Origin of the sequence: Segnochrobactrum spirostomi (assembly GCF_009600605.1) — a bacterium.
Classification (GTDB): Bacteria; Pseudomonadota; Alphaproteobacteria; order Rhizobiales; family Segnochrobactraceae; genus Segnochrobactrum; species Segnochrobactrum spirostomi.
Window position 1 is genome coordinate 790,913 of the sequence record NZ_VWNA01000003.1, and the last position, 18,566, is coordinate 809,478.

Consider the following 18,566-nt stretch of genomic DNA (forward strand, 5'->3'; position numbering starts at 1 on the left):
CTCACCGCGCGAGAATGGACTTGAGGACACGGCGGAGTTCGGCCGCCGGATCGGCGGCGAGGGTCGGCGAGCGCCAGGCGACATGGTGGTCGGGACGCACTAGCAGGCAGCCGGCGTCGCGGATCTCGCTCGCCCGTGCCCAGTCGCCGGTGTGGTCCTCGACGGCGCGCCGCGGGCCGATCACGTGGGTGCGGATCGGCAGGCCGAGTTCGCGGCCGACCGCCTCCGCCGCCGCGACCCAGGCCTCGCCGCCGATGCCGGTCAGAAGCGTGAACTCGCCCCGGCCGCAGAGGTCGAGCGTCGAGAGCTTGCCGCCGGCGCGGTCGAACACCCAGACATGGGGCAGCCGCGCACCCGGCCACGTCGTCGGGGCGTAATGCAGTTCGGCGTCCGCCGGGAAGGCCGGCTCCTCCTGGCCGTCGGTGAGGATCGCCGACGAGCGATAGCGCTGGTTCATTTCGACGCCGTGGGCGTCGAACTCGTATTTCTTGAAGGCGATCGCCTTGCGGAGCGCCTCGCGCTGGGCCTCGGCGGCGGGCGTCGCGTCACAGCGCGCCTCCATGTTGCGCTGGATCTTCTCGTGGTCGACGCCGCCGTCCATGCCGAGCGCCTCGAAGATCGGACCGAACTCGGCGATCGACTGGTTGGCGCGGGTGACGATCTGGCGTGCGACCGGCGCGCGCTCGGCCGAATAGCTGTCGAGCAGCCCCATGCCGGCCTGACCCTTGACGACCTTTGCGAGCTTCCAGGCGAGGTTGAAGCCGTCCTGGATCGAGGTGTTGGAGCCGAGGCCGTTCGAGGGCGGGTGCCGGTGCGCGGCGTCGCCCATGATGAAGACGCGATCCTTCTGCAGATGCGTGGCGAAGCAGTTGTTCACCGTCCAGGTGTTGGCGCGCAGGAGCTCGATCTCGAGGGTCGGATCGCCGATCAATTGCCTGGCCACTTCGGTGGCGAAGGCCGGCGTCACGTCCGGCGGCGGCTGATTGATGTCGTAACCCCAGACGATCAGCCACTCGTTCCACGGCCGCACCATGCGGACGAGGCCCATGCCGATGCCGCCGACGTCGGCGCCGGGCTGCATGACCCAGTAGAGAACGCTTGGCCGGTGGGCGACATATTTGGAGAGGTCGGCGCGGAACAGGATGTTCATCGAGCCGCCGACGCCCATCTTGCCCTCGAAGGGCAGACCGAGTTGCTCGGCGACGAGCGAGTTGCCGCCGTCGGCGCCGACCAGGAACTTCGAGCGGACGGTGAATTCCGTGTTCGAGAGCCGGTCGCGGCAGGTGGTGGTGACGCCGTCGCCGTCCTGCTCGTGGCGCAGATATTCGGTGCTCATGCGGGGCTGGGTGCCGCGCGAGCAGGCCGTCTTGAACAGGATCGGCTCCATGAAGGTCTGCGGCAGATCGTTCATGAAGCAAGGCGAGGACAGGAGATGCTCGGCCTTGGAGAGGGGATGGGTTCCCCAGCTCTTCATGCGGCCGATCTCTTCGCCGGCGAGGCTCTCGCAGAAGACGTTCTCGCCCATGATCTCCTGGGGCGAGGCGTGCATCATCGCCTCGCCTTCGACCTCGGGCCCGAGATCGCGCAGCACTTCCATGGCGCGTTGGTTGGTGATGTGGGCGCGCGGGGTGTCGGCGAGCCACCGGTAGCGGTTGACGACCATGTTGGCGACGCCATAGCTCGACAGCAGGGCTGCCGTCGCCGAGCCCGCCGGCCCGGTGCCCACGATGAGGACGTCGGTCTCGATGTCCGCCATTATTTGCCTCCCTCGATCTTCGGACCGGTCAGCCTGCGGCGGACCGGGAACAGGTGGAGGCCGCTGCGGGAGGAGATCAGCCCCCACAGGCCCCTCGGTGCGAAAAGCATGACGGCGATGGCGATGAAGCCGAGGCTCATCAGGTACCAACTGCCGTAATCGGCGAGCGCGGTGCGCAGCGCGAAGAAGACCAGCACGCCGACGATCGGCCCCTCGATCGTGCCGATCCCGCCGATGACGACGATGAACACGACGTAGGCGGTCCAATCGGTGAGCGCGAAGGCGGCGCCGGGCGAGATCCGCGCCGTTTGCAGGAAGATCAGGCCACCGGTGAGCCCGGTCGCGATCGAGGCGATGAGGAACACCGCCCACTTCAGCCGTGCCGCGTCCACGCCGACCGACTTGGCGGCCTCGGTGTTGTCGCGCACCGCCGCGAGCGCGAGGCCGAGGCGGTTGCGCAAAAGCCAGTAGATGACGCCGGTGACGACCGCGACGAGAACGAGCGCCAGCCAATAGGCGAGGATGTCGCGCGCGGCCGCCTCGCGGACGCCGAACAGCATCCGGATGGCGTCCACGCCGAAGATATTCCCGGTCGCTTCCCGCGGCAGCGAGGTTCCCGTGCCGCCGCCGAGCGCCTTCCACTGGGCGACGAGGAGGCGCGTCACCTCCGCGATGACCCACGTTCCGATGGCGAAATAGGCGCCCTGGAGGCGGAAGACGAAATAGGCCGTCGGCACCGCCAGGACGAGCGCGGCGAGCCCGCCGAGCAGGATCGCCGCGAGCGGATTCCAGCCGAGCAGGATGACGCCACCGAACATCGCGTAGGCGCCGATCCCGACGAAGGCCTGCTGGCCGACCGAGACGAGCCCGCCATAGCCCGCGAGAAGGTTCCAGAGCTGCGCGAGCGTCAGCATCGTCAGGATGTAGAAGAGATCCTGGATGAGGCTGCGCGAGGCGAAGGCGGGAAGCACGAGACCGACGACGAACAGGACGAGCGCGGCCAGGCCGGCCGCCGTGCCGATCCGGGTGCGTGTCGTAAGACGATAGGCGGAAGGGTGTTCCATGCGTCCCCCTAGTCGACGGCGCGCGGGAACAGCCCACGCGGCTTGATGAGGAGGACGATGAGGAACGCGATATGCCCGGCGAGGATCTGCCATTCCGGGTTGATGGCGGCGCCGAAGGTCTGCGCGACGCCGATAATGACGCCGCCGGCGAGCGTGCCCCAGAGGCTGCCGAGGCCGCCGATGATCACCGCTTCGAAGGCATAGAGCAGCCGCGCCGGGCCGATCGAGGGATCGAAATTCGCCCGCATCCCGAGATAGAGGGCGGCGATGGTGACGACGACCATGGCGAGGCCGGTGGCGATCGCGAAGATGCGCTTCGGCTCGATCCCCATCAGCCCGGCCGTGACCGCGTCGTCGGACGTGGCGCGGAAGGCCCGGCCGAGCGCCGTCTGATAGAAGATCGCGTTGAGCGCGACGATCACCGCGATCGCCGAGGCGAAGGTGAGGAGCGGCATGACGCCCACCGTCACGACGCCGAGGTCGATCGAGGCGCCTTCGAGCGTGCCGGCCGGAATGCGGCGGCTGTCGGCCGAGAAGCCCTCCAAGAGGCCGTTCTGCAACGCCACCGACAGGCCGAACGTCACCAGAAGCGGCGGCAGGATGTCCTTGCCGAGCACGCGGTTCAGGATCGCGCTCTGCAACAGCCAGCCGAGGCCGAACATCAGCGGCGCGGCGAGAAGGACGGCGACGAACGGCGACAGGCCCAGCATCGAAACGCCGACCAGGATCAGGTAGGCGGCGAACACGATGAGGTCGCCATGGGCGAGGTTGACGAGCCGCATGATGCCGAACACGAGCGACAGGCCGGCGGCGAACAGGGTGTAGAGGCCGCCGAGCAGGATGCCCTGGACGAGGGTGTCGAGGATGCTCATGCGGCTTCCCCGAAATAAGCGGCGTGGATCGCCTCGCGTGAGATCTCCGAGGCGCGGGCGGCGAGCGTCACCCGGCCCTCCATCATGCAATAGACGCGGTCGGCGACGGCGAGCGCCTTGCCGATGTCCTGCTCGACGACGACGATCGCGGCGCCTCCTGCGCGGATCTTCGGCAGCGCCGCATAGATGTCGCGGATGACGACCGGCGCGAGGCCGAGGCTGATCTCGTCGCAGAGCAGCAATTCCGGGTTCGACATCAGCGCGCGGCCGATCGCCACCATCTGCTGCTGCCCGCCGGACAGGGCCGTGCCGGGACTGTGCCGCCGCTCCTTCAGCACGGGGAAGAGGTCGTAGATCGCACCGAGGTCCCAGGGGCCCGCCGCCTTGCGGGACTGGCCGCCGATCAGGAGATTTTCCTCGACCGTGAGCGAGGGAAAGAGCTTGCGGCCTTCCGGCACCATGGCGATGCCGCGCTTCATCACCGCGGCCGACGACAGCGCGCCGATCGGCTCGCCGCGATGCACGACCATGCCGGGCTCGTTGCGCAGGACGCCGGAGATCGAACGCATCAGCGTGGATTTGCCGGCGCCGTTGGCGCCGATGATGGCGATGCACTCGCCCGTATCGATGGCGACATCGACGCCGAAGAGGGCACGAAACTGTCCGTAACCGGCGGTGAGGGCGCGTGTCTCCAGGAGCATCAGACCTCGAGCCCCAGATAGATTTCCCGCACCTCGCGCGAGGCCATGATGGCCTCCGGCGCGCCGATGCCGATCACCCGGCCGAAATCGAGCACCAACAGCCGTTCCACGACGGAGTTGAGCGCGTGCAACACGTGCTCGATCCAGATGATGGTGGTCCCCTCCGCGTGGATCGCCCGGATCGTGCCGACCAGCACCTTGCATTCGGCCTCGGTGAGGCCGCCCGCGATCTCGTCGAGCAGGAGAAGCTTCGGGCCCGTCGCCATGGCCCGCGCGAGTTCGAGACGCTTGCGGTCGAGGAGGCTCAGGGTGCCGGCGACGACGTTCGCCTTGTGGAGGAGTTCCGTCGCGTCGAGGATGCGGGCGCACGCGTCGACCGCCGCACTCTCCGATCCACCGCGGCCGAAGGCGGCGGCAGTCAGCATGTTTTCGAACACCGTCAGCCCCTCGAACGGCTGCGGGATCTGGAACGAGCGGCCGACGCCCATGCGGACGCGCTCCATCGCCGGCGCCCGCGTCACGTCGCGCCCGAGGAACTCGATCGTCCCCGCGCTCGGCAGGAGATTGCCGGTGATCAGGTTGAACAGCGTCGACTTGCCGGCGCCGTTCGGGCCAATGATGCCGAGCGCTTCGCCGCGCGGCACCTCGAAGGTGACGGAATCCGCCACCTTCAACGCCCCGAACGATTTCGACACGCCCTGAAGCTTCAGGATCATCGCCTGCTTCCTTGCCGCGATCCGAAAGGGCCGGCCACGGCGGCCGCCCCTCGCCGGGTCAAACGAGCGGTTCCATCTTGCCGGCGACCGGGATCTCGGGCGCGTTGGTGTTGTCGACGATGACGAGGTCGAAGCCGCCCGCCTTCTGCCGCCACTGGCCGCCGACCAGCGGCGTCTTGGTGACGTTCTTGGCCGCGAAGGGCGGCACCCCGGCCCCGTTCCAGGCGATCTTGCCGACCACGGTCGTCATGTTCGTCGCCGCGATCGCCGCCACCACCCCCTCGGCGTCGGTCGGATCGGAGACGCGGCCCATGACGTTCGCCGCCACCTCGAACAGCGAATGGACGAAGCCGATCGGCTGGGTCCACGGCCGCCCGGTCTTGGCGGTGAAGTCGGCGGCGAGCTCGGCCGAGCTCTGGCCGGTGATCGACGACTTGAAGGGATGGGAGGCCGACCACCACACCTCGGAGGAGAGGTTGTTGCCGGCCGCGCCGAGCGTCTCCACCGATTGCGGGAACAGGAGCGCCTTGGCGACCGTCACGGCCTTCGGCTTGAAGCCCTGCTGGCGGGCCTGATTCCAGAAGGTGGTGAAGTCGGGCGGGATCACCACGCCGGTGACGATCTCCGCGTTCGCGGCCTTGAAGGCGTTGATCTGCGCCGTGAAATCGTCCGAGAGGTTCTGGTAGCGGCCCGGATCGGTCAGCGTGAAGCCGGCCTTCTCGAGGCCGGGCTTGAGACCGTTCTGCGGGTCGCCCCAGGCGTTGCCGTCGGCGTCGTTCGGGAAGAGGCCACCGACCTTGCCGTTGGTCGTAAGCTGCTTCCACATCGACGTGTAGGTCGCGATGATGTCTTCGAGACCCCAGAAATAATGGTAGGCGAACTCGAACGGCTTCCACGAGGCCGGGTCGCCGGGATTGCCCTGCTGGCCGATGAACCAGGGCTGCCAGGGCGCCATCGTGGAGACGACGGGCACACCTTCCCCCTCGCAGGTGGTCGAGACGGGGTTGGTGGTCTCCGGGGTGGAGCCCACCACCATCATGTCGACCTTGCCGTCGACGATGAGTTCCTTCGCCACCTCGGCGGCGCGGTTCGGGTTCGACTGGCTGTCCTTGACGAGAACCTGGAAGTTCTTGCCGGCATCGGAGGCGAGAAAGGCCTTGATGTTGTAGGCGTCGCTCTCGGCGAAGCCGGCGAGCGGTCCGGTCTGCGGCGAGACATAGCCGAGCTTGATCTTGGCGCCGGACGCGATCGCCGGCGCAGAGAGGCCGGGGGCGGCGAGCACCACGCCGGACGCGGCCGATGCCTTCAGAAACGTGCGTCTCGTTATCATTTTTGTCCTCCCTCTTCTCTTGTTTGGTCGGTTGTGTTCCGGGCGTCTCAGGCTCCCGGCCGGCGTCCCTCCCACGCGGCCTGGAGCAGCTCCCGGATCGAGGTGGCCTCGATCGGCCGCGGATTTGCGTAGGCGTTCTTCACCGCGATCGCAGCGGCGCGGTCGAGGTCGCTCTCGGCGATGCCGATCTCCTTGAGGCTGAGCGGCGAGCCGACGGATTGGGCGAAATCCCACAACCCGCCGCCCGCCGAACCGCCACCGAAAGCCTCGGCGATCGGGGCGAGCAGATCCGGCACCGCGACTTCGTTGAAGGCGGTCGTGTAAGGCAGCAGGATCGCATGGGTTTCGGCGTGCGGCGTGTCGAACGAGCCGCCGAAGACGTGGGCGAGCTTGTGGTGCAGCGCCATCTGGACATAGCCGAGCGCCGTCGAGCAGCACCAAGCGCCGTAGAGGGCGCGGCCCCGCGCCGCGGCATTCATCGGATCTTTGATCAAGGTCGGGATGCAGGCGTGGAACGCGGCCGTCGCGTCGCGGCACATCAGCTCGATCACCGGGTTCCGATCGGGCGCATAGAACGCCTCCATCGCATGGGCGATGGCGTTCATGGCCGAGGTCACCGTCAGCTTGACCGGCAGCGAGAGCGTCAGATCGACGTCGTAGATCACCGTTTCCGGCCGGATATCGGGCGAGCGGCGCGTCGTCTTCTCGCCGTCTGCCGTCTCGCCGAGAATGTCCGTCATCTCGGAGCCGGCATAGGTCGTGGGGATCACGACCTGATCGGCCCCGGTGCGAACCGCGATCGCCTTGCCGAGGCCGGTCGTCGAGCCGCCGCCGAGGCTGACGACGGCCGTGGCGCCGCTCGCGCGGAAGGCCGCGACGGCCTCCTCGGTCACGGCGACCGGCGTGTGCATCACCGCCCCGGCGAAGATTCCGGCGGCGAGGTCGCCCAATCCTTCCGCCAGACGCTCGGCGTCCGCCTTCTGGTGCGGCGTCGAGAGCACGAGCACCTTGCTGTGGCCGAGCCGCCGCGCCTCGTCACCGGCGCGCGCGGTGGTCCCGCGGCCGAACACGACGCGGGTGGTCAGGCCCGGAAAGACGAAGCTCTCCATCATCGCGGCGCCTCCATCCTGGGGCTGCGCCCCGCAGCGCAATCGCCGAGGATCGACGAGAGCATCGCGATCTCCGCGGCTGACACCTCATGCGGCCGTCCCGGGAAGAGATCGGCCCGCACGTTCGCGCGCTGGCGGCCGAGCGACTGCGCCGCGTCGGTGAAGGCGCTGAGCGGAATCCAGGGATCGGCGTCGCCGCCTGTGAGGTAGACCGGGACGCCCGCCGGTGCGGCTTCGCGGCGATTGTCCGCCTCGACGCCGACGCGACATCCGGTGAACGCGACCAGCACGTCGGGCGCCGGAAGACCGGCGGACAGATATTCGATGGCAAGGCACGCGCCCTGCGAGAAGCCGGCCAGCACCAAGGGTACTCCCGGAAGTTCGCCCCGCGCCGCGGCCATGGCGGCGGCGAGATGATCGAGCGCGGTCGCGAGCTCCGCCCGGGTGATCGACGTCAGCGGATCGACGGCGCGCGCGGTCCACCACGCGCCCTCGGGGGCGCGCGGCAGCATGAAGGCGACGGCCGGCGCGGTGAGCCGCGCCAGCACATGGGACTGCATCTCCTCCGGCGATTGCCCGCGCCCGTGGACGAGGACGCAGACCGCCCTCGCCGCGGGAGCCCGCGGGCCGAGCCGCATCGGACCGCTGAGCCCCGTCATGCGAACTCCGCCTCTTCGAGGCCAGCCCGCAGTTCCGCCTCGCGGTCCTTGAACCAGGGCGGGAAGACGAGCGTCTTGCCGATCTGGCCCGGAGGTTCGTCCCGCGCCCAACCGTCCGGCGTCGTCCAGGCGAGTTCGAAGAGCGCGCCGCCGGGCGAGCGGACATAGCAGGACTTGAAGTAGTTGCGGTCCTTCTGCTCGGAGATGTCGGTGAAGCCGAGCCCCTCGATGTGGGCGCGGAGCTTCATCTGCGTCTCCTCGTCGCCGGTGTTGAGGGCGAGGTGATGGATGGTGCCGCCGGCGAGCGTCCAGGTGCCCTGCGCGCTCTCGCGATCGACGATCACCTCGACGCGCTGGATGACGCCGTCGGCATCCGGCACGCGGTAGACGAGGCCCTCGTGGGTGTCGGCCTCCTTCTGGAGCGGCAGCGCGATCGTAAGGAAATCGTCCATCGCGGTGCGATCGGTCACGGCGACGACGCCGCCATAGATGCCCTTGATGCCGTGCGCCTTGCCGATGCCGCGCGCTTCGTTGCTGATCGGCTCGCGCGGGTCGGCGTCGCTTTCGACGAGCTCATGCGGGATGCCGCAGGGGTGGGCGAAGGCCACGCGATCGGCGCCGAAGCGGGTGATCTTCGTGGCCTCGATGCCGAGCGCGTTCAGCCGATCGACCCAGAAGTCCGCTGCCCCCTTGGGGATCGACTGCATGATCGTGCGGGACTGGTTGGTGCCGCGCCGCCCGAACACCCCCGGCTTCCGGAACGGGAAGGTCGTGATGATGGTCGAGGCGTCGCCGTTCGGCGAGCCGTAATAGAGATGGTAGACGGGGATCACGCCGTCGAAGAGCACCGTGCGCTTCACCGAGTGAAGGCCGAGCGCCTTCGTATAGAAGTCGAAATCCTCCTGCGCGCCGTCCGTCGACATCGTCAGGTGATGGTAGCCGCTGATGTTTCCCATGGCTTATTTCCTCCCGAACGTCTTGTTTTGATTGACCCCTGAGGGGCAGAGAACGAAGTCGAGATCGAGCGCGTAGGTCCGCTTGCCGCCGTTCGCCGAGGTCGGCCGAAAATCGGCGATCAGTTCGGGCTTCACGCCGAAGATCGCATCACGCCCGATCGCGGGATCGGAGCGGTCGAAGATGTGGGTGGTGAGGGTCTCGAAGCCCTCTCCCGAGATGCGGAAGTGGATGTGGGCGGGCCGCTCCAGACCGAGGCCGAGCGCCGACATCAACCGCCCGACCGGCCCGTCGGACGGCAGGGTGTAGCCCTTCGGACGCACGCTGAGAAAATGGAAGCGGCCCTGCGCGTCGCTGCGGAAACGGCCGCGCAGGTTGAACTCCGGCTGGCGGTCGGGCTCCTGGTTCTCGTAGATGCCTTCGGCGTTCGCCTGCCACACCTCGATCAGCACGCCGGCGGCGGGCGTCCCGTCGAGGGCGCGCACCCGGCCGTCGACCGCGAGCGGCTCGCCCTTCTGATCGCGCGAGATACTCGCACCGAGCGGCAGGTCCGGCACGTCGGAACGATAGAACGGTCCGGCGAGCGTGTTCGGAGTGGCGCCGGCAGGGCGCGCGTTGTTCTGGTCCTCGATCAGCGAGGAGACGCCGAGCACGTCGGCGAAAAGCACCCATTCCTGGCGCCGGGCATCCGCGTAATGGCCGACCTCGGTCAAGAAGTCGATCGCCGAGCGGAACTCGTCGCCGGTCGGGCGCAACTCGGCGATGAGAGCGTGCAGTCCATCGACCGTCGCCCGTGCCGCCATTTCCAAGCGTGAGGGGCCCATCGCCGTCAGACGACGGGCGAACTCCTCGGCCTGCATCGATGTCGCCCGGGGGATTTGCTCCCTCTCAGGGCCCTCATATTTGCCGTGCATTGCGGCTGGGCCTCCCTGCCCTTACCGAAAAGGCTAGCACGGTCCGCCGCTGCGCTTGATGAGTTGTTGGTCAGCCAATATAGCGTTTTGGTATGAAGCTGAACGAGCGCCACCTGATGCAGCTCGCCGCCGTGCTCGATGCCGGAGGCGTCTCCGAAGGCGCGGCCATGCTGGGGCTGACCCAGCCGGCCGTGAGCCGTTCGCTCGCGATGCTCGAGGCCCGCGTCGGCGAGCCCTTGTTCGTGAAAGGCCGCCGGCCCTTGCAGGCCACCCCGCTCGGGGCGCAGCTCGCGTCACAAGGCCGCGCGATCATCACCGCCTCCCGCAAGGCGTCCGACGCGGTCCAGGGCTTCATGAAGGGCACCAAAGGCCTGGTGCGCGTGGGCGGCGTGCCCTTCTTCATGGACGCCATGATCAGCCGCATGATCGGCGAGTTTCAGAATCTGGAGCCCGAGGTCACGGTCCAGCAGAGCTATCTGAACCTGCCCGAAATGGTCGCCGCCCTCGAAGGCAACCAGATCGATCTCGGCATCGTGCCGATCGGCGTGCTCGAGCTCGGGCCGATGTTCGAGTTCACCGAGATCCTGCCCGGCCGCAACATCGTCGCCTGCCGGCCGGACCACCCGCTCTTGCGCAACCGGCGGCTCCAGGCGAGCGATCTGACGCGGTATCCCTGGGTGGCTCCCCTGCCCGGCTCGCCGCTGATGTCCGACCTGCAGATGATCCTGACCAGCATCGGCATGTCGGATCTCAACATTCGCTATTCCGGCGGCTCCTTGATGAGCGTCATCAACTATGTCGCCGAAACCAACGCCCTCGCGGTGCTGCCCTTTTCGGTCGTGTTCGCGCAGCGCAAGGAAAACCGCGTCACGGTGCTGCCCTACGATATCCCGCAGCCCAACCGCTCGCTCGGCATCCTGCGCCGTGTCGGCGGCCCCCGCTCGCCGGCTGCCGAACGCTTCGCCGGCCACGTGACGACCGCGTTCGAGAACCTGAAGCACATCATCAAGCGCCACGAAAACGCGGTCGTGTGGGGCCGCTGAGGGCACGCGCCGACATTTTCACCCGGACATAATTGACGGGCACATTTCATCCGGGTATTAATCGGACCGCACGGAGCGATCGCGGGGCCGCGCGCGACGCCTCCCACGGAGGCTGTCCGTCGCCGGAACGCATCCGTGGACGAGCGCACGATTACCGCCGGGAGGAAACATGCCCGCCCCCACCGCCTACCTCGACCCCACTGTCGATGCCGGCAAGCTGTTCGTTGCACGTGCCTTCACGGGCTCGCTCGTGATGCTCAACCTTCTCCGTTTCAAGGTAACCGCCGATTATTCGAAAACCCCGGAACTTGCGCCCAACAGGCGGATCAGCGGTGCGGAAGCCTTCGACCTCTATATCCGCCACACGCTCCCCTTCCTGACGGAGAGCGGCGGAGATCTCTTCTTTCTCGGCGCCGGCGGACCCTTCCTGATCGGCCCCGCGGCGGAGCGCTGGGACATGGCGATGCTGGTGCGGCAGGCGAGCGTCGCATCGTTCCTCGCCTTCGCCCGCGACGACGGCTATCTCGCGGGCCTCGGACACCGCACGGCGGCGTTGGAGGATTCGCGCCTCCTGCCGCTGAGCGAGACGGCGATCCCATGGTGAGCGTCTCCAAGGCCAACGGCATCGAGATCGCATGGGACGCGTTCGGCGAGGCGGGCGACGAGGCGGTCCTCCTGATCGCAGGCCTCGGGACGCAGATGATCCGATGGTCGCGCTCCTTCTGTGAGGCCCTCGCGGCGCGCGGCTACCGCGTCGTCCGCTTCGACAATCGGGATTCGGGCGGTTCGACGCATCTCGCCGCCTGCGCTGCGCCCGATTTCGGCGCGCTTGTGTCCGCGCTCGTGGCCGGCCGGCGCCCGGATGTCCCCTACACGCTCGGCGACATGGCGGCCGACGCCGTCGGTCTGCTCGACGCGCTCGGCATCGCGCGGGCGCACTTCGTCGGGCGATCCATGGGCGGTGTGATCGCGCAGATCGTGGCGAGCGAATATCCCGACCGGACACTGTCCCTGACCTCCATCATGGCGAGCACGGGCAATCCCGCATTGCCGCAGGCGGACGCCGACATCATGGCGATGATGATGCGCCCGGCGCCCGATCCGGCGACCGACCCCGCCGGATATCTGGCGGTAAGGCTCGCCTTCGCACGTCGGATCGCCGGGCGGAGCCGCCCGTTCGACGAGACGCTCCATCGCGCCCTCCTCCTGGAGGAGCTCCGGCGCAGTCATGATCCTGCGGGCACGGCGCGCCAGATGGCGGCGATGGCGGTCGCGGGAGACCGGCGCGCAGGCCTGGGCGCCATCACGAGTCCGACGCTCATCATCCACGGCAGCGAAGACCCGCTCATTCCGCCGGCGTGTGGCGAGGACACCGCGCGCTCCATCCCGAACGCGACCTATTGGCTGGTCCCGGGTATGGGGCATGACGTCCCTCCAGACCTCGAGGAGAGCTTCGTCGAAGCGATCCGTCGCGTGGCCAACGCCGGCCCTGAAGGAATTTTGCAGGCGCGGCGAGCGGAGGCCCACCGCGCGGACAACCATCCAATTCGTACCCATACATTCCCTCACGAAGCCGGACACAGCCGCCGCTTAAGCTCCGATGGATGTGAATCCAGGGCGCGGCGCAGCCGTACGCGGACGCTGGTCTCGCCCAGCCGCGGCCCGCAGTAGGCCTAGCAAGCATTTGGCCCTTCTGAATCATTTCCAAGGACGCGCCACTTGTCGGGACCGCGGACGCGAGCAGGCCGCTCGGGCGTTTTGTCTCAGCCGACGGCGTGTTCTTGACATCCATACAATACAGGTCAATTTGTCCGGCTATTGAGGTGGCCGTAGCCATACGCGTTCGCATCGAGCGCATGCACGGGATCCCTCTCGGTTCGAAAGGAGACCGCCTTGCCGACGCCGATCATCGATGCCTCGGGGAAAGGCTCGGACATCGTCTCGCTGCAGGTCCCGCAGCACCGTCTCACGGCTCTGCTCCGTCCGCACCGGCGCCCGTCACCGGGGCGGTTGCGGGGCGGCGTCACAATCGCCGAGCGTATCTCCGCCGTCGGGCGCGCCGCCCTGCCGTTCCTTCTGCTGCCGCTCGCAAGCTGCAATCAGCTTGTGCTGCTCGACCCCAAGGGCGCCATCGGCGAACAGGAGAAGGACCTCATCCTGATCGCGAGCGGCCTGATGCTGCTCGTCGTCATCCCGGTGATGGTCCTCACGCTGGTGTTCGCGTGGCGCTACCGGGCCGGCAACACGACCGCGCGCTATTCGCCCACTTGGTCGCACTCGACGAAGATCGAAATCGTCGTCTGGACCATCCCCATCCTCATCGTCGCGACGCTCGCCGTCCTGATCTGGCGAACGACCCACGCGCTCGACCCCTACCGGCCGCTCGCCTCCGAGGTTCCACCGATCAATGTCGAGGTCGTCGCGCTCGATTGGAAATGGCTGTTCATCTACCCAGACTACGGGATCGCGACGGTCAATTCCCTCACCGTTCCGGTCGGCGCGCCGATCAATTTCCGCCTGACCTCCGCGTCGATGATGAACTCGTTCTTCATCCCGCAGCTCGGCAGCCAGATCTACGCGATGGCCGGGATGCAGACGAAGCTGCACCTCATCGCCGACGCGCCGGGCACCTATGCCGGCCGCTCCTCGGCGTTCAGCGGTCCGGGCTTCTCCGACATGCGCTTCGACACGGTCGCCGTCCCGCGGGCCGAGTTCGAGACCTGGGTTCAGAGCGCCCGCACGGCGTTCGCGACGAAGGTCCTCGACGACGCGACGTACCGCGCCCTCGCGCGGCCCAGCGTCAAGGCGCCGCCGACCCTCTACGGACGCGTGGAGCCAGGCCTCTTCGACGGCATCGCCGATGCTTTCATGGCGGGCCGCATGTCGACGCTCGCGTTCAACGAGGCCCTTTGCACGGTCGACGGACCGCTCTCGCGGAGACTCAACTGATGTTCGGCAAGCTCACGCTCGATGCGATCCCCCTGCACGAGCCCATCATCATGGGCACCGGCGTCGTCGTCGCCCTCGGAGGGATCGCCGTCCTGGCTTTGATCACCTATTACCGGCTCTGGGGCTATCTCTGGTCGGAATGGATCACGAGCGTCGATCACAAGAAGATCGGCGTCCTTTATTTCGGCCTCGGGCTGATCATGCTGCTCCGCGGCTTCGCCGACGCGATCATGATGCGCGCGCAGCAGGCGATGGCCGCGAACGATGCCGCCGGCTATCTGCCGCCGCACCATTATGATCAGATCTTCACGGCGCACGGCGTGATCATGATCTTCTTCGTCGCGACGCCGTTCATCCTCGGCCTGATGAACGTCGTGGTGCCGCTCCAGATCGGCGCCCGCGACGTCGCCTTTCCCTTCGTCAATTCCCTCGGCTTCTGGCTGTCGGCCGTCGGCGCCATCCTGGTCATGGTCTCGATGTGGATCGGCGACTTCGCCGCGACCGGATGGGTCGCCTATCCGCCCTTGTCCGGCATCGCCTACAGTCCGACGACGGGAGTCGATTATTATATCTGGTCGCTGCAGATCTCGGGGCTCGGGACGACGCTTGCCGGCATCAATTTCGTCGTCACCATCCTCAAAATGCGGGCGCCGGGCCTCGACATGATGAAGCTGCCGGTCTTCGTCTGGACCGCGCTCATCACCAACATCCTGATCGTGGCGATCTTCCCCGTTCTGACGGCGACGCTCGCCCTGCTCGCGATGGATCGCTATTTCGACATGCACTTCTTCACCAACGAGCTTGGTGGGAATGCGATGATGTACATCAACCTGATCTGGATCTGGGGCCACCCGGAAGTCTACGTCCTGATCCTCCCCTGCTTCGGTGTCTATTCGGAGGTGATCGCGACCTTCTCCGGCAAGCCGTTGTTCGGGTACAAGTCGATGGTGTACGCCACCGCATCGATCGGCGTCTTGTCGTTCTTCGTCTGGTTGCACCACTTCTTCACGATGGGGTCAGGTGCCAACGTCAACGCTTTCTTCGGCATCATGACGACGATCATCTCGATCCCGACCGGCGTGAAGCTCTTCAACTGGCTGTTCACGATGTACGAGGGCCGCATTCGTTTCCATTCGGCGACGCTGTGGACGATCGGCTTCATGTTCACCTTCGTCATCGGCGGCATGACCGGCGTTCTTCTCGCCGTGCCGGGCGCGGACTTCGTGCTGCACAATTCGCTGTTCCTCGTCGCGCACTTCCACAACGTCATCATCGGAGGCGTCGTCTATGGCTGCCTCGCCGGCATGACGTTCTGGTTCCCGAAGGTGTTCGGCTTCAAGCTCGACGAATTCTGGGGGAAGGTCGCGTTCTGGCTCTGGCTCGCCGGCTACTGGCTCGCCTTCACCCCGCTTTACGTCCTCGGCCTGATGGGCATGACGCGGCGGATGAACCATTACGACGTGCCGGATTGGCAGCCCTGGCTGATCGTCGCCCTCATCGGCGCGGTGCTGATCGGGCTCGGCATTCTCGCGATCCTGATCCAGATCTACGTCAGCGTCCGCGATCGGAACCTCAACCGCGACCTCACCGGCGATCCCTGGGACGCCCGCAGCCTCGAATGGTCCACCGCCTCGCCGGCGCCGTTCTACAACTTCGCCCACGTCCCCCAACATCACGTCGCTCGAACAGCATTGGGAGGACAAGACGCTCGGCCGGGCTTGGCGGAAGGCCGATCGCTATGACGACATCCACATGCCGAAGAACACGGCGGCCGGCTTCGTCATCGCAGTCTTCAGCTTCGTCCTCTGCTTCGCCCTCGTCTGGCACATGTGGGCCGTCGCCGCGATCGGACAGATCGGGATGGTCTGCACCTTCATCGCCCGCACCTACGACCGCGACGTCGATTATTATGTCCCGGCTGCCGAGGTCGCGCGTATCGAGACGGAGCGCCATGCGCTCCTCGCCAAGGCGCTCTGATCATGAACATCGCAGTCACCACACCCGCGCTCGACGCCATCGGCGGTGCGCCCGGGTCTCATGCCGACCATGACGACGGATCCAAGACCATTCTCGGGTTCTGGATCTACCTGATGGGCGATTGCCTGATCTTCGCCTGCCTGTTCGCGACGTTCGCCGTGCTCGCCGGCAACGTCGCGGGGGACCGAGCGGACGGGAGCTCTTCGACCTGCCCTATGTGGCGATCGAAACGGTACTGCTGCTCGTCAGCAGCTATACCTTCGGCCTCGCCACGCTCGGCGTTCTGGCGGGGGCGCGCGGGAGAGTGCTCGCCTGGCTCGCCGTCACCTTCCTGCTCGGCGCGGCGTTCATCGGCCTGGAGGTGCACGAGTTCGCCCTCCTCATCGGCGAAGGCGCAGGTCCGAGCCGCAGCGCCTTTCTCTCCGCCTATTTCACCCTGGTCGGCACCCACGGTGTCCACGTCGCGGCAGGCCTCGTCTGGCTCGCCGTGATGATGCACCAGGTCTTCCATTTCGGGCTCGACGGGATCGTGCGGCGCCGCCTCGCCTGCCTCAGCCTGTTCTGGCACTTCCTCGATCTCGTCTGGATCTGCGTTTTCACCTTCGTCTATCTCAGGGGAGCGTTGTGATGGCCGCCGATCCTCTTCACCATGACGCGCCGCATCCCGCGGCGCACGGAGGCTTCGGGATCTATAGCGGCGGGTTCGTGCTGTCGCTCATCCTCACGGGCCTTTCCTTCGCGACCGTCATGAGCGGCGCCGTGCCGAGCGGCATGATGCGCCCGGCGATCACTGCGCTCGCCCTGGTCCAGCTTCTGGTCCAGCTCGTGTTCTTCCTGCATCTCGGCACCGCGCCGGAGCAGCGCAGCAACATGATGATCTTCTTGCTCACGGTGCTGTTGATCGCGACCGTAGTGGCCGGCTCGCTCTGGGTGATCCACAACGCGAACCTCAATATGATGCCGACGCAGATGTCGCCGGATCAGGCGCGGGTGAAGAACTAGGCTCAGGCGGACGCGAGCCCCGCCGGCGTGGTCGCAGGACTCCGGCAAGTCTACGGCGCCGCTTTCCCACCCAGGCCGTACATGATAGGCAGATTGTAGGGATAATGAACGGACAGAGCGAGAACGCCGCATGTGGAGGCCGAGGCTCATCGAGACCTCTCGGATGAAATATCTCGGCATCGTCGAGGCGTTGGAGGCGGACATCCGCTCGGGTCGCGTCGCCCGCGGCGACCGCGTGCCGCCCCAGCGGGCGATCGCCGAGGCTCTCGGGGTCGACCTGACCACCGTGACCCGCGCCTTCAACGAAGCCCGGCGCCGCGGTTTGGTCGATGCCCAGGCCGGCCGCGGCACCTTCATCAGCGAAGGCGTCGAAGGCGACGGCGGCGACCGGCGGCCACCCCTGATCGACCTCAGCATGAACATCCCGTCGCAGCCCTCGGCGGTCGACTTCCGCAAGATGCTGCCGGCCGGCGTCGCCGGCGTGCTCGGAAGCGCGAAGGGGCTTCTCCACCTGCATTATCAGGACAGCACCGGCGCAGACCCGGACCGATCGGCCGCCGTGAGCTGGCTCGGAACCCGGATCGAAGGGCTCGCGCGGGACCGGCTCGTGGTGACGGCCGGCGCCCAGTGCGCCCTCTACGGCGTGTGCGAACTGCTCCTCGGGCGCGGCGACGTGGTGGCGGCCGGCGCCCTCACCTATCCGGGGCTCAAGGCCGTCGCGATCCAGAAGGGGCTCGTGCTCGAGCCGCTCGCCATGGACGCGCTCGGCATCATCCCGGACGCCTTCGAGAAGGCCTGCCGCGAGCGGCGACCGAAGCTGCTCTACGTCATTCCGACGATCGACAACCCGACGACGGCCACCCTGCCGGAGGAGCGTCGGCGCTCGCTCGCCGCGATCGCGCGGACCCACGACGTGACGATCGTCGAGGACGATCCCTACGCCCCACTCCGGCCGACCCGGACGGCCGCCTTCGCGGAGCTCGCGCCCGACATCACCTGGCACATCGCGACCTTGTCGAAATGCGTCACGCCGGCGCTCCGCGTCGCCTATCTCGTCGCACCGTCGGCGGCGAAGGCGCTGCGGGTCGCCGGCGTCCTGCGCGCCACCGTTCTGATGGCGCCGCCTTTGATGTCGGCGCTTGCGAGCCGCTGGATCGCCGACGGATCGCTCGAAGAGGTGACGAAATCGATCGTCGCCGAAAACGCCGAGCGCCAGACGCTTGCGGCTGCCATTCTCGGCGGCCTCGACTTCGCCGCCGATCCGTTCGGGCATCATCTCTGGCTACCGCTGCCCGATCATTGGCGCGCCGCCGACTTCGCCGAACACGCCGACCGCGCCGGAGTCTCCATCGTCCCGAGCGCGGCCTTCGCAACCATGGCCCACCCGATCGAAGCGGTGCGCATCTCCCTCGGCGTCGCCCCCGACCGTGGCGACCTCGAGGACGGCCTGCGGCTCCTCGCGAGCCTGATCGCCCAACCCTCGCTCGGCGCGAAGGCCGTGGTCTAGACGGGTCGGGCGC

16 protein-coding genes and 2 pseudogenes are annotated in these 18,566 nt (G+C 67.4%); 8 read left to right on the forward strand and 10 right to left on the reverse strand.

The annotated features are described in order from the left end of the window. Position 1 precedes the first annotated feature (1 nt). The 10 genes from F0357_RS23660 to F0357_RS23705 are packed head-to-tail and all read right to left on the reverse strand — an operon-like array spanning position 2 to position 10,075. Complete coding sequence (locus F0357_RS23660) at positions 2 to 1,756, reverse strand: FAD-dependent oxidoreductase (protein WP_153491264.1); 1,755 nt, start codon at positions 1,754 to 1,756, stop codon at positions 2 to 4. Next, positions 1,756 to 2,820, reverse strand: a complete 1,065-nt coding sequence (locus F0357_RS23665; RefSeq protein WP_153491267.1) for a branched-chain amino acid ABC transporter permease — start codon at positions 2,818 to 2,820, stop codon at positions 1,756 to 1,758. Before F0357_RS23665 ends, F0357_RS23660 begins: the two co-directional genes overlap by 1 nt. Positions 2,821 to 2,828: 8 nt before the next feature. Continuing rightward, complete coding sequence (locus tag F0357_RS23670) at positions 2,829 to 3,692, reverse strand: branched-chain amino acid ABC transporter permease (RefSeq protein WP_153491271.1); 864 nt, start codon at positions 3,690 to 3,692, stop codon at positions 2,829 to 2,831. Continuing rightward, on the reverse strand, positions 3,689 to 4,396 hold the full coding sequence (locus F0357_RS23675; protein ID WP_208948582.1) for an ABC transporter ATP-binding protein: 708 nt from the start codon (positions 4,394 to 4,396) through the stop codon (positions 3,689 to 3,691). Before F0357_RS23675 ends, F0357_RS23670 begins: the two co-directional genes overlap by 4 nt. Next, a complete protein-coding gene (locus tag F0357_RS23680) occupies positions 4,393 to 5,109 on the reverse strand; it encodes an ABC transporter ATP-binding protein (protein ID WP_153491276.1) in 717 nt (238 codons plus the stop codon). Before F0357_RS23680 ends, F0357_RS23675 begins: the two co-directional genes overlap by 4 nt. A 58-nt stretch (positions 5,110 to 5,167) precedes the next feature. Further along, on the reverse strand, positions 5,168 to 6,439 hold the full coding sequence (locus F0357_RS23685) for an ABC transporter substrate-binding protein (protein ID WP_153491279.1): 1,272 nt from the start codon (positions 6,437 to 6,439) through the stop codon (positions 5,168 to 5,170). 47 nt (positions 6,440 to 6,486) lie between these two features. After that, positions 6,487 to 7,551 carry a maleylacetate reductase gene (locus F0357_RS23690; protein ID WP_153491282.1) on the reverse strand — a complete coding sequence of 355 codons (1,065 nt, stop codon included), beginning with the start codon at positions 7,549 to 7,551 and terminating at the stop codon, positions 6,487 to 6,489. Then, positions 7,548 to 8,207 (reverse strand): alpha/beta hydrolase, encoded by a 660-nt coding sequence (locus tag F0357_RS23695; RefSeq protein ID WP_153491286.1) that lies wholly within the window; start codon positions 8,205 to 8,207, stop codon positions 7,548 to 7,550. The genes F0357_RS23690 and F0357_RS23695 overlap by 4 nt, the downstream gene beginning before the upstream one ends. Further along, positions 8,204 to 9,163: a VOC family protein gene (locus tag F0357_RS23700; RefSeq protein ID WP_153491290.1), complete on the reverse strand. Its 960-nt coding sequence runs from the start codon at positions 9,161 to 9,163 to the stop codon at positions 8,204 to 8,206. Before F0357_RS23700 ends, F0357_RS23695 begins: the two co-directional genes overlap by 4 nt. Positions 9,164 to 9,166: 3 nt before the next feature. Then, positions 9,167 to 10,075 carry a dioxygenase family protein gene (locus F0357_RS23705; RefSeq protein ID WP_153491294.1) on the reverse strand — a complete coding sequence of 303 codons (909 nt, stop codon included), beginning with the start codon at positions 10,073 to 10,075 and terminating at the stop codon, positions 9,167 to 9,169. Positions 10,076 to 10,167: 92 nt separating this feature from the next. On the opposite strand from F0357_RS23705, the gene F0357_RS23710 reads away from it, so the two are divergent. From F0357_RS23710 to F0357_RS23745, 8 genes and pseudogenes are all read left to right on the forward strand, one after another. Continuing rightward, the gene (locus F0357_RS23710) at positions 10,168 to 11,118 is read left to right on the forward strand and encodes a LysR family transcriptional regulator (RefSeq protein ID WP_153491299.1); all 951 of its coding nucleotides are present in this window, start codon (positions 10,168 to 10,170) and stop codon (positions 11,116 to 11,118) included. A gap of 169 nt (positions 11,119 to 11,287) precedes the next feature. Further along, positions 11,288 to 11,722, forward strand: a complete 435-nt coding sequence (locus F0357_RS23715; RefSeq protein ID WP_153491303.1) for a DUF1330 domain-containing protein — start codon at positions 11,288 to 11,290, stop codon at positions 11,720 to 11,722. After that, a complete protein-coding gene (locus tag F0357_RS23720) occupies positions 11,716 to 12,789 on the forward strand; it encodes an alpha/beta fold hydrolase (protein ID WP_153491306.1) in 1,074 nt (357 codons plus the stop codon). The genes F0357_RS23715 and F0357_RS23720 overlap by 7 nt, the downstream gene beginning before the upstream one ends. A gap of 222 nt (positions 12,790 to 13,011) precedes the next feature. After that, on the forward strand, positions 13,012 to 14,067 hold the full coding sequence (gene cyoA, locus F0357_RS23725) for a ubiquinol oxidase subunit II (protein WP_281350427.1): 1,056 nt from the start codon (positions 13,012 to 13,014) through the stop codon (positions 14,065 to 14,067). Next, positions 14,067 to 16,044, forward strand: a pseudogene (cyoB, locus tag F0357_RS23730) (cytochrome o ubiquinol oxidase subunit I). Before cyoA ends, cyoB begins: the two are co-directional and overlap by 1 nt. A 2-nt stretch (positions 16,045 to 16,046) precedes the next feature. Further along, positions 16,047 to 16,672 (forward strand): annotated as a pseudogene (gene cyoC, locus F0357_RS23735) (cytochrome o ubiquinol oxidase subunit III). Further along, positions 16,672 to 17,046: a cytochrome o ubiquinol oxidase subunit IV gene (gene cyoD, locus F0357_RS23740; RefSeq protein WP_153491310.1), complete on the forward strand. Its 375-nt coding sequence runs from the start codon at positions 16,672 to 16,674 to the stop codon at positions 17,044 to 17,046. Before cyoC ends, cyoD begins: the two are co-directional and overlap by 1 nt. 163 nt (positions 17,047 to 17,209) lie before the next feature. Continuing rightward, a complete protein-coding gene (locus F0357_RS23745; RefSeq protein ID WP_208948571.1) occupies positions 17,210 to 18,553 on the forward strand; it encodes an aminotransferase-like domain-containing protein in 1,344 nt (447 codons plus the stop codon). Positions 18,554 to 18,566: the final 13 nt, after the last annotated feature.

What these genes read in the sequence shown, in the direction of transcription:
- F0357_RS23705 (WP_153491294.1), bottom strand. Translation starts at nt 10,075, where the DNA reads ATGCACGGCAAATATGAGGGCCCTGAGAGGGAGCAAATCCCCCGGGCG.
- F0357_RS23745 (WP_208948571.1), top strand. Translation starts at nt 17,210, where the DNA reads ATGAAATATCTCGGCATCGTCGAGGCGTTGGAGGCGGACATCCGCTCG.
- F0357_RS23685 (WP_153491279.1), bottom strand. Translation starts at nt 6,439, where the DNA reads ATGATAACGAGACGCACGTTTCTGAAGGCATCGGCCGCGTCCGGCGTG.
- F0357_RS23720 (WP_153491306.1), top strand. Translation starts at nt 11,716, where the DNA reads ATGGTGAGCGTCTCCAAGGCCAACGGCATCGAGATCGCATGGGACGCG.
- F0357_RS23660 (WP_153491264.1), bottom strand. Translation starts at nt 1,756, where the DNA reads ATGGCGGACATCGAGACCGACGTCCTCATCGTGGGCACCGGGCCGGCG.
- F0357_RS23665 (WP_153491267.1), bottom strand. Translation starts at nt 2,820, where the DNA reads ATGGAACACCCTTCCGCCTATCGTCTTACGACACGCACCCGGATCGGC.
- F0357_RS23680 (WP_153491276.1), bottom strand. Translation starts at nt 5,109, where the DNA reads ATGATCCTGAAGCTTCAGGGCGTGTCGAAATCGTTCGGGGCGTTGAAG.
- F0357_RS23695 (WP_153491286.1), bottom strand. Translation starts at nt 8,207, where the DNA reads ATGACGGGGCTCAGCGGTCCGATGCGGCTCGGCCCGCGGGCTCCCGCG.
- F0357_RS23670 (WP_153491271.1), bottom strand. Translation starts at nt 3,692, where the DNA reads ATGAGCATCCTCGACACCCTCGTCCAGGGCATCCTGCTCGGCGGCCTC.
- F0357_RS23710 (WP_153491299.1), top strand. Translation starts at nt 10,168, where the DNA reads ATGAAGCTGAACGAGCGCCACCTGATGCAGCTCGCCGCCGTGCTCGAT.
- F0357_RS23715 (WP_153491303.1), top strand. Translation starts at nt 11,288, where the DNA reads ATGCCCGCCCCCACCGCCTACCTCGACCCCACTGTCGATGCCGGCAAG.
- cyoD (WP_153491310.1), top strand. Translation starts at nt 16,672, where the DNA reads ATGGCCGCCGATCCTCTTCACCATGACGCGCCGCATCCCGCGGCGCAC.
- F0357_RS23700 (WP_153491290.1), bottom strand. Translation starts at nt 9,163, where the DNA reads ATGGGAAACATCAGCGGCTACCATCACCTGACGATGTCGACGGACGGC.
- F0357_RS23690 (WP_153491282.1), bottom strand. Translation starts at nt 7,551, where the DNA reads ATGATGGAGAGCTTCGTCTTTCCGGGCCTGACCACCCGCGTCGTGTTC.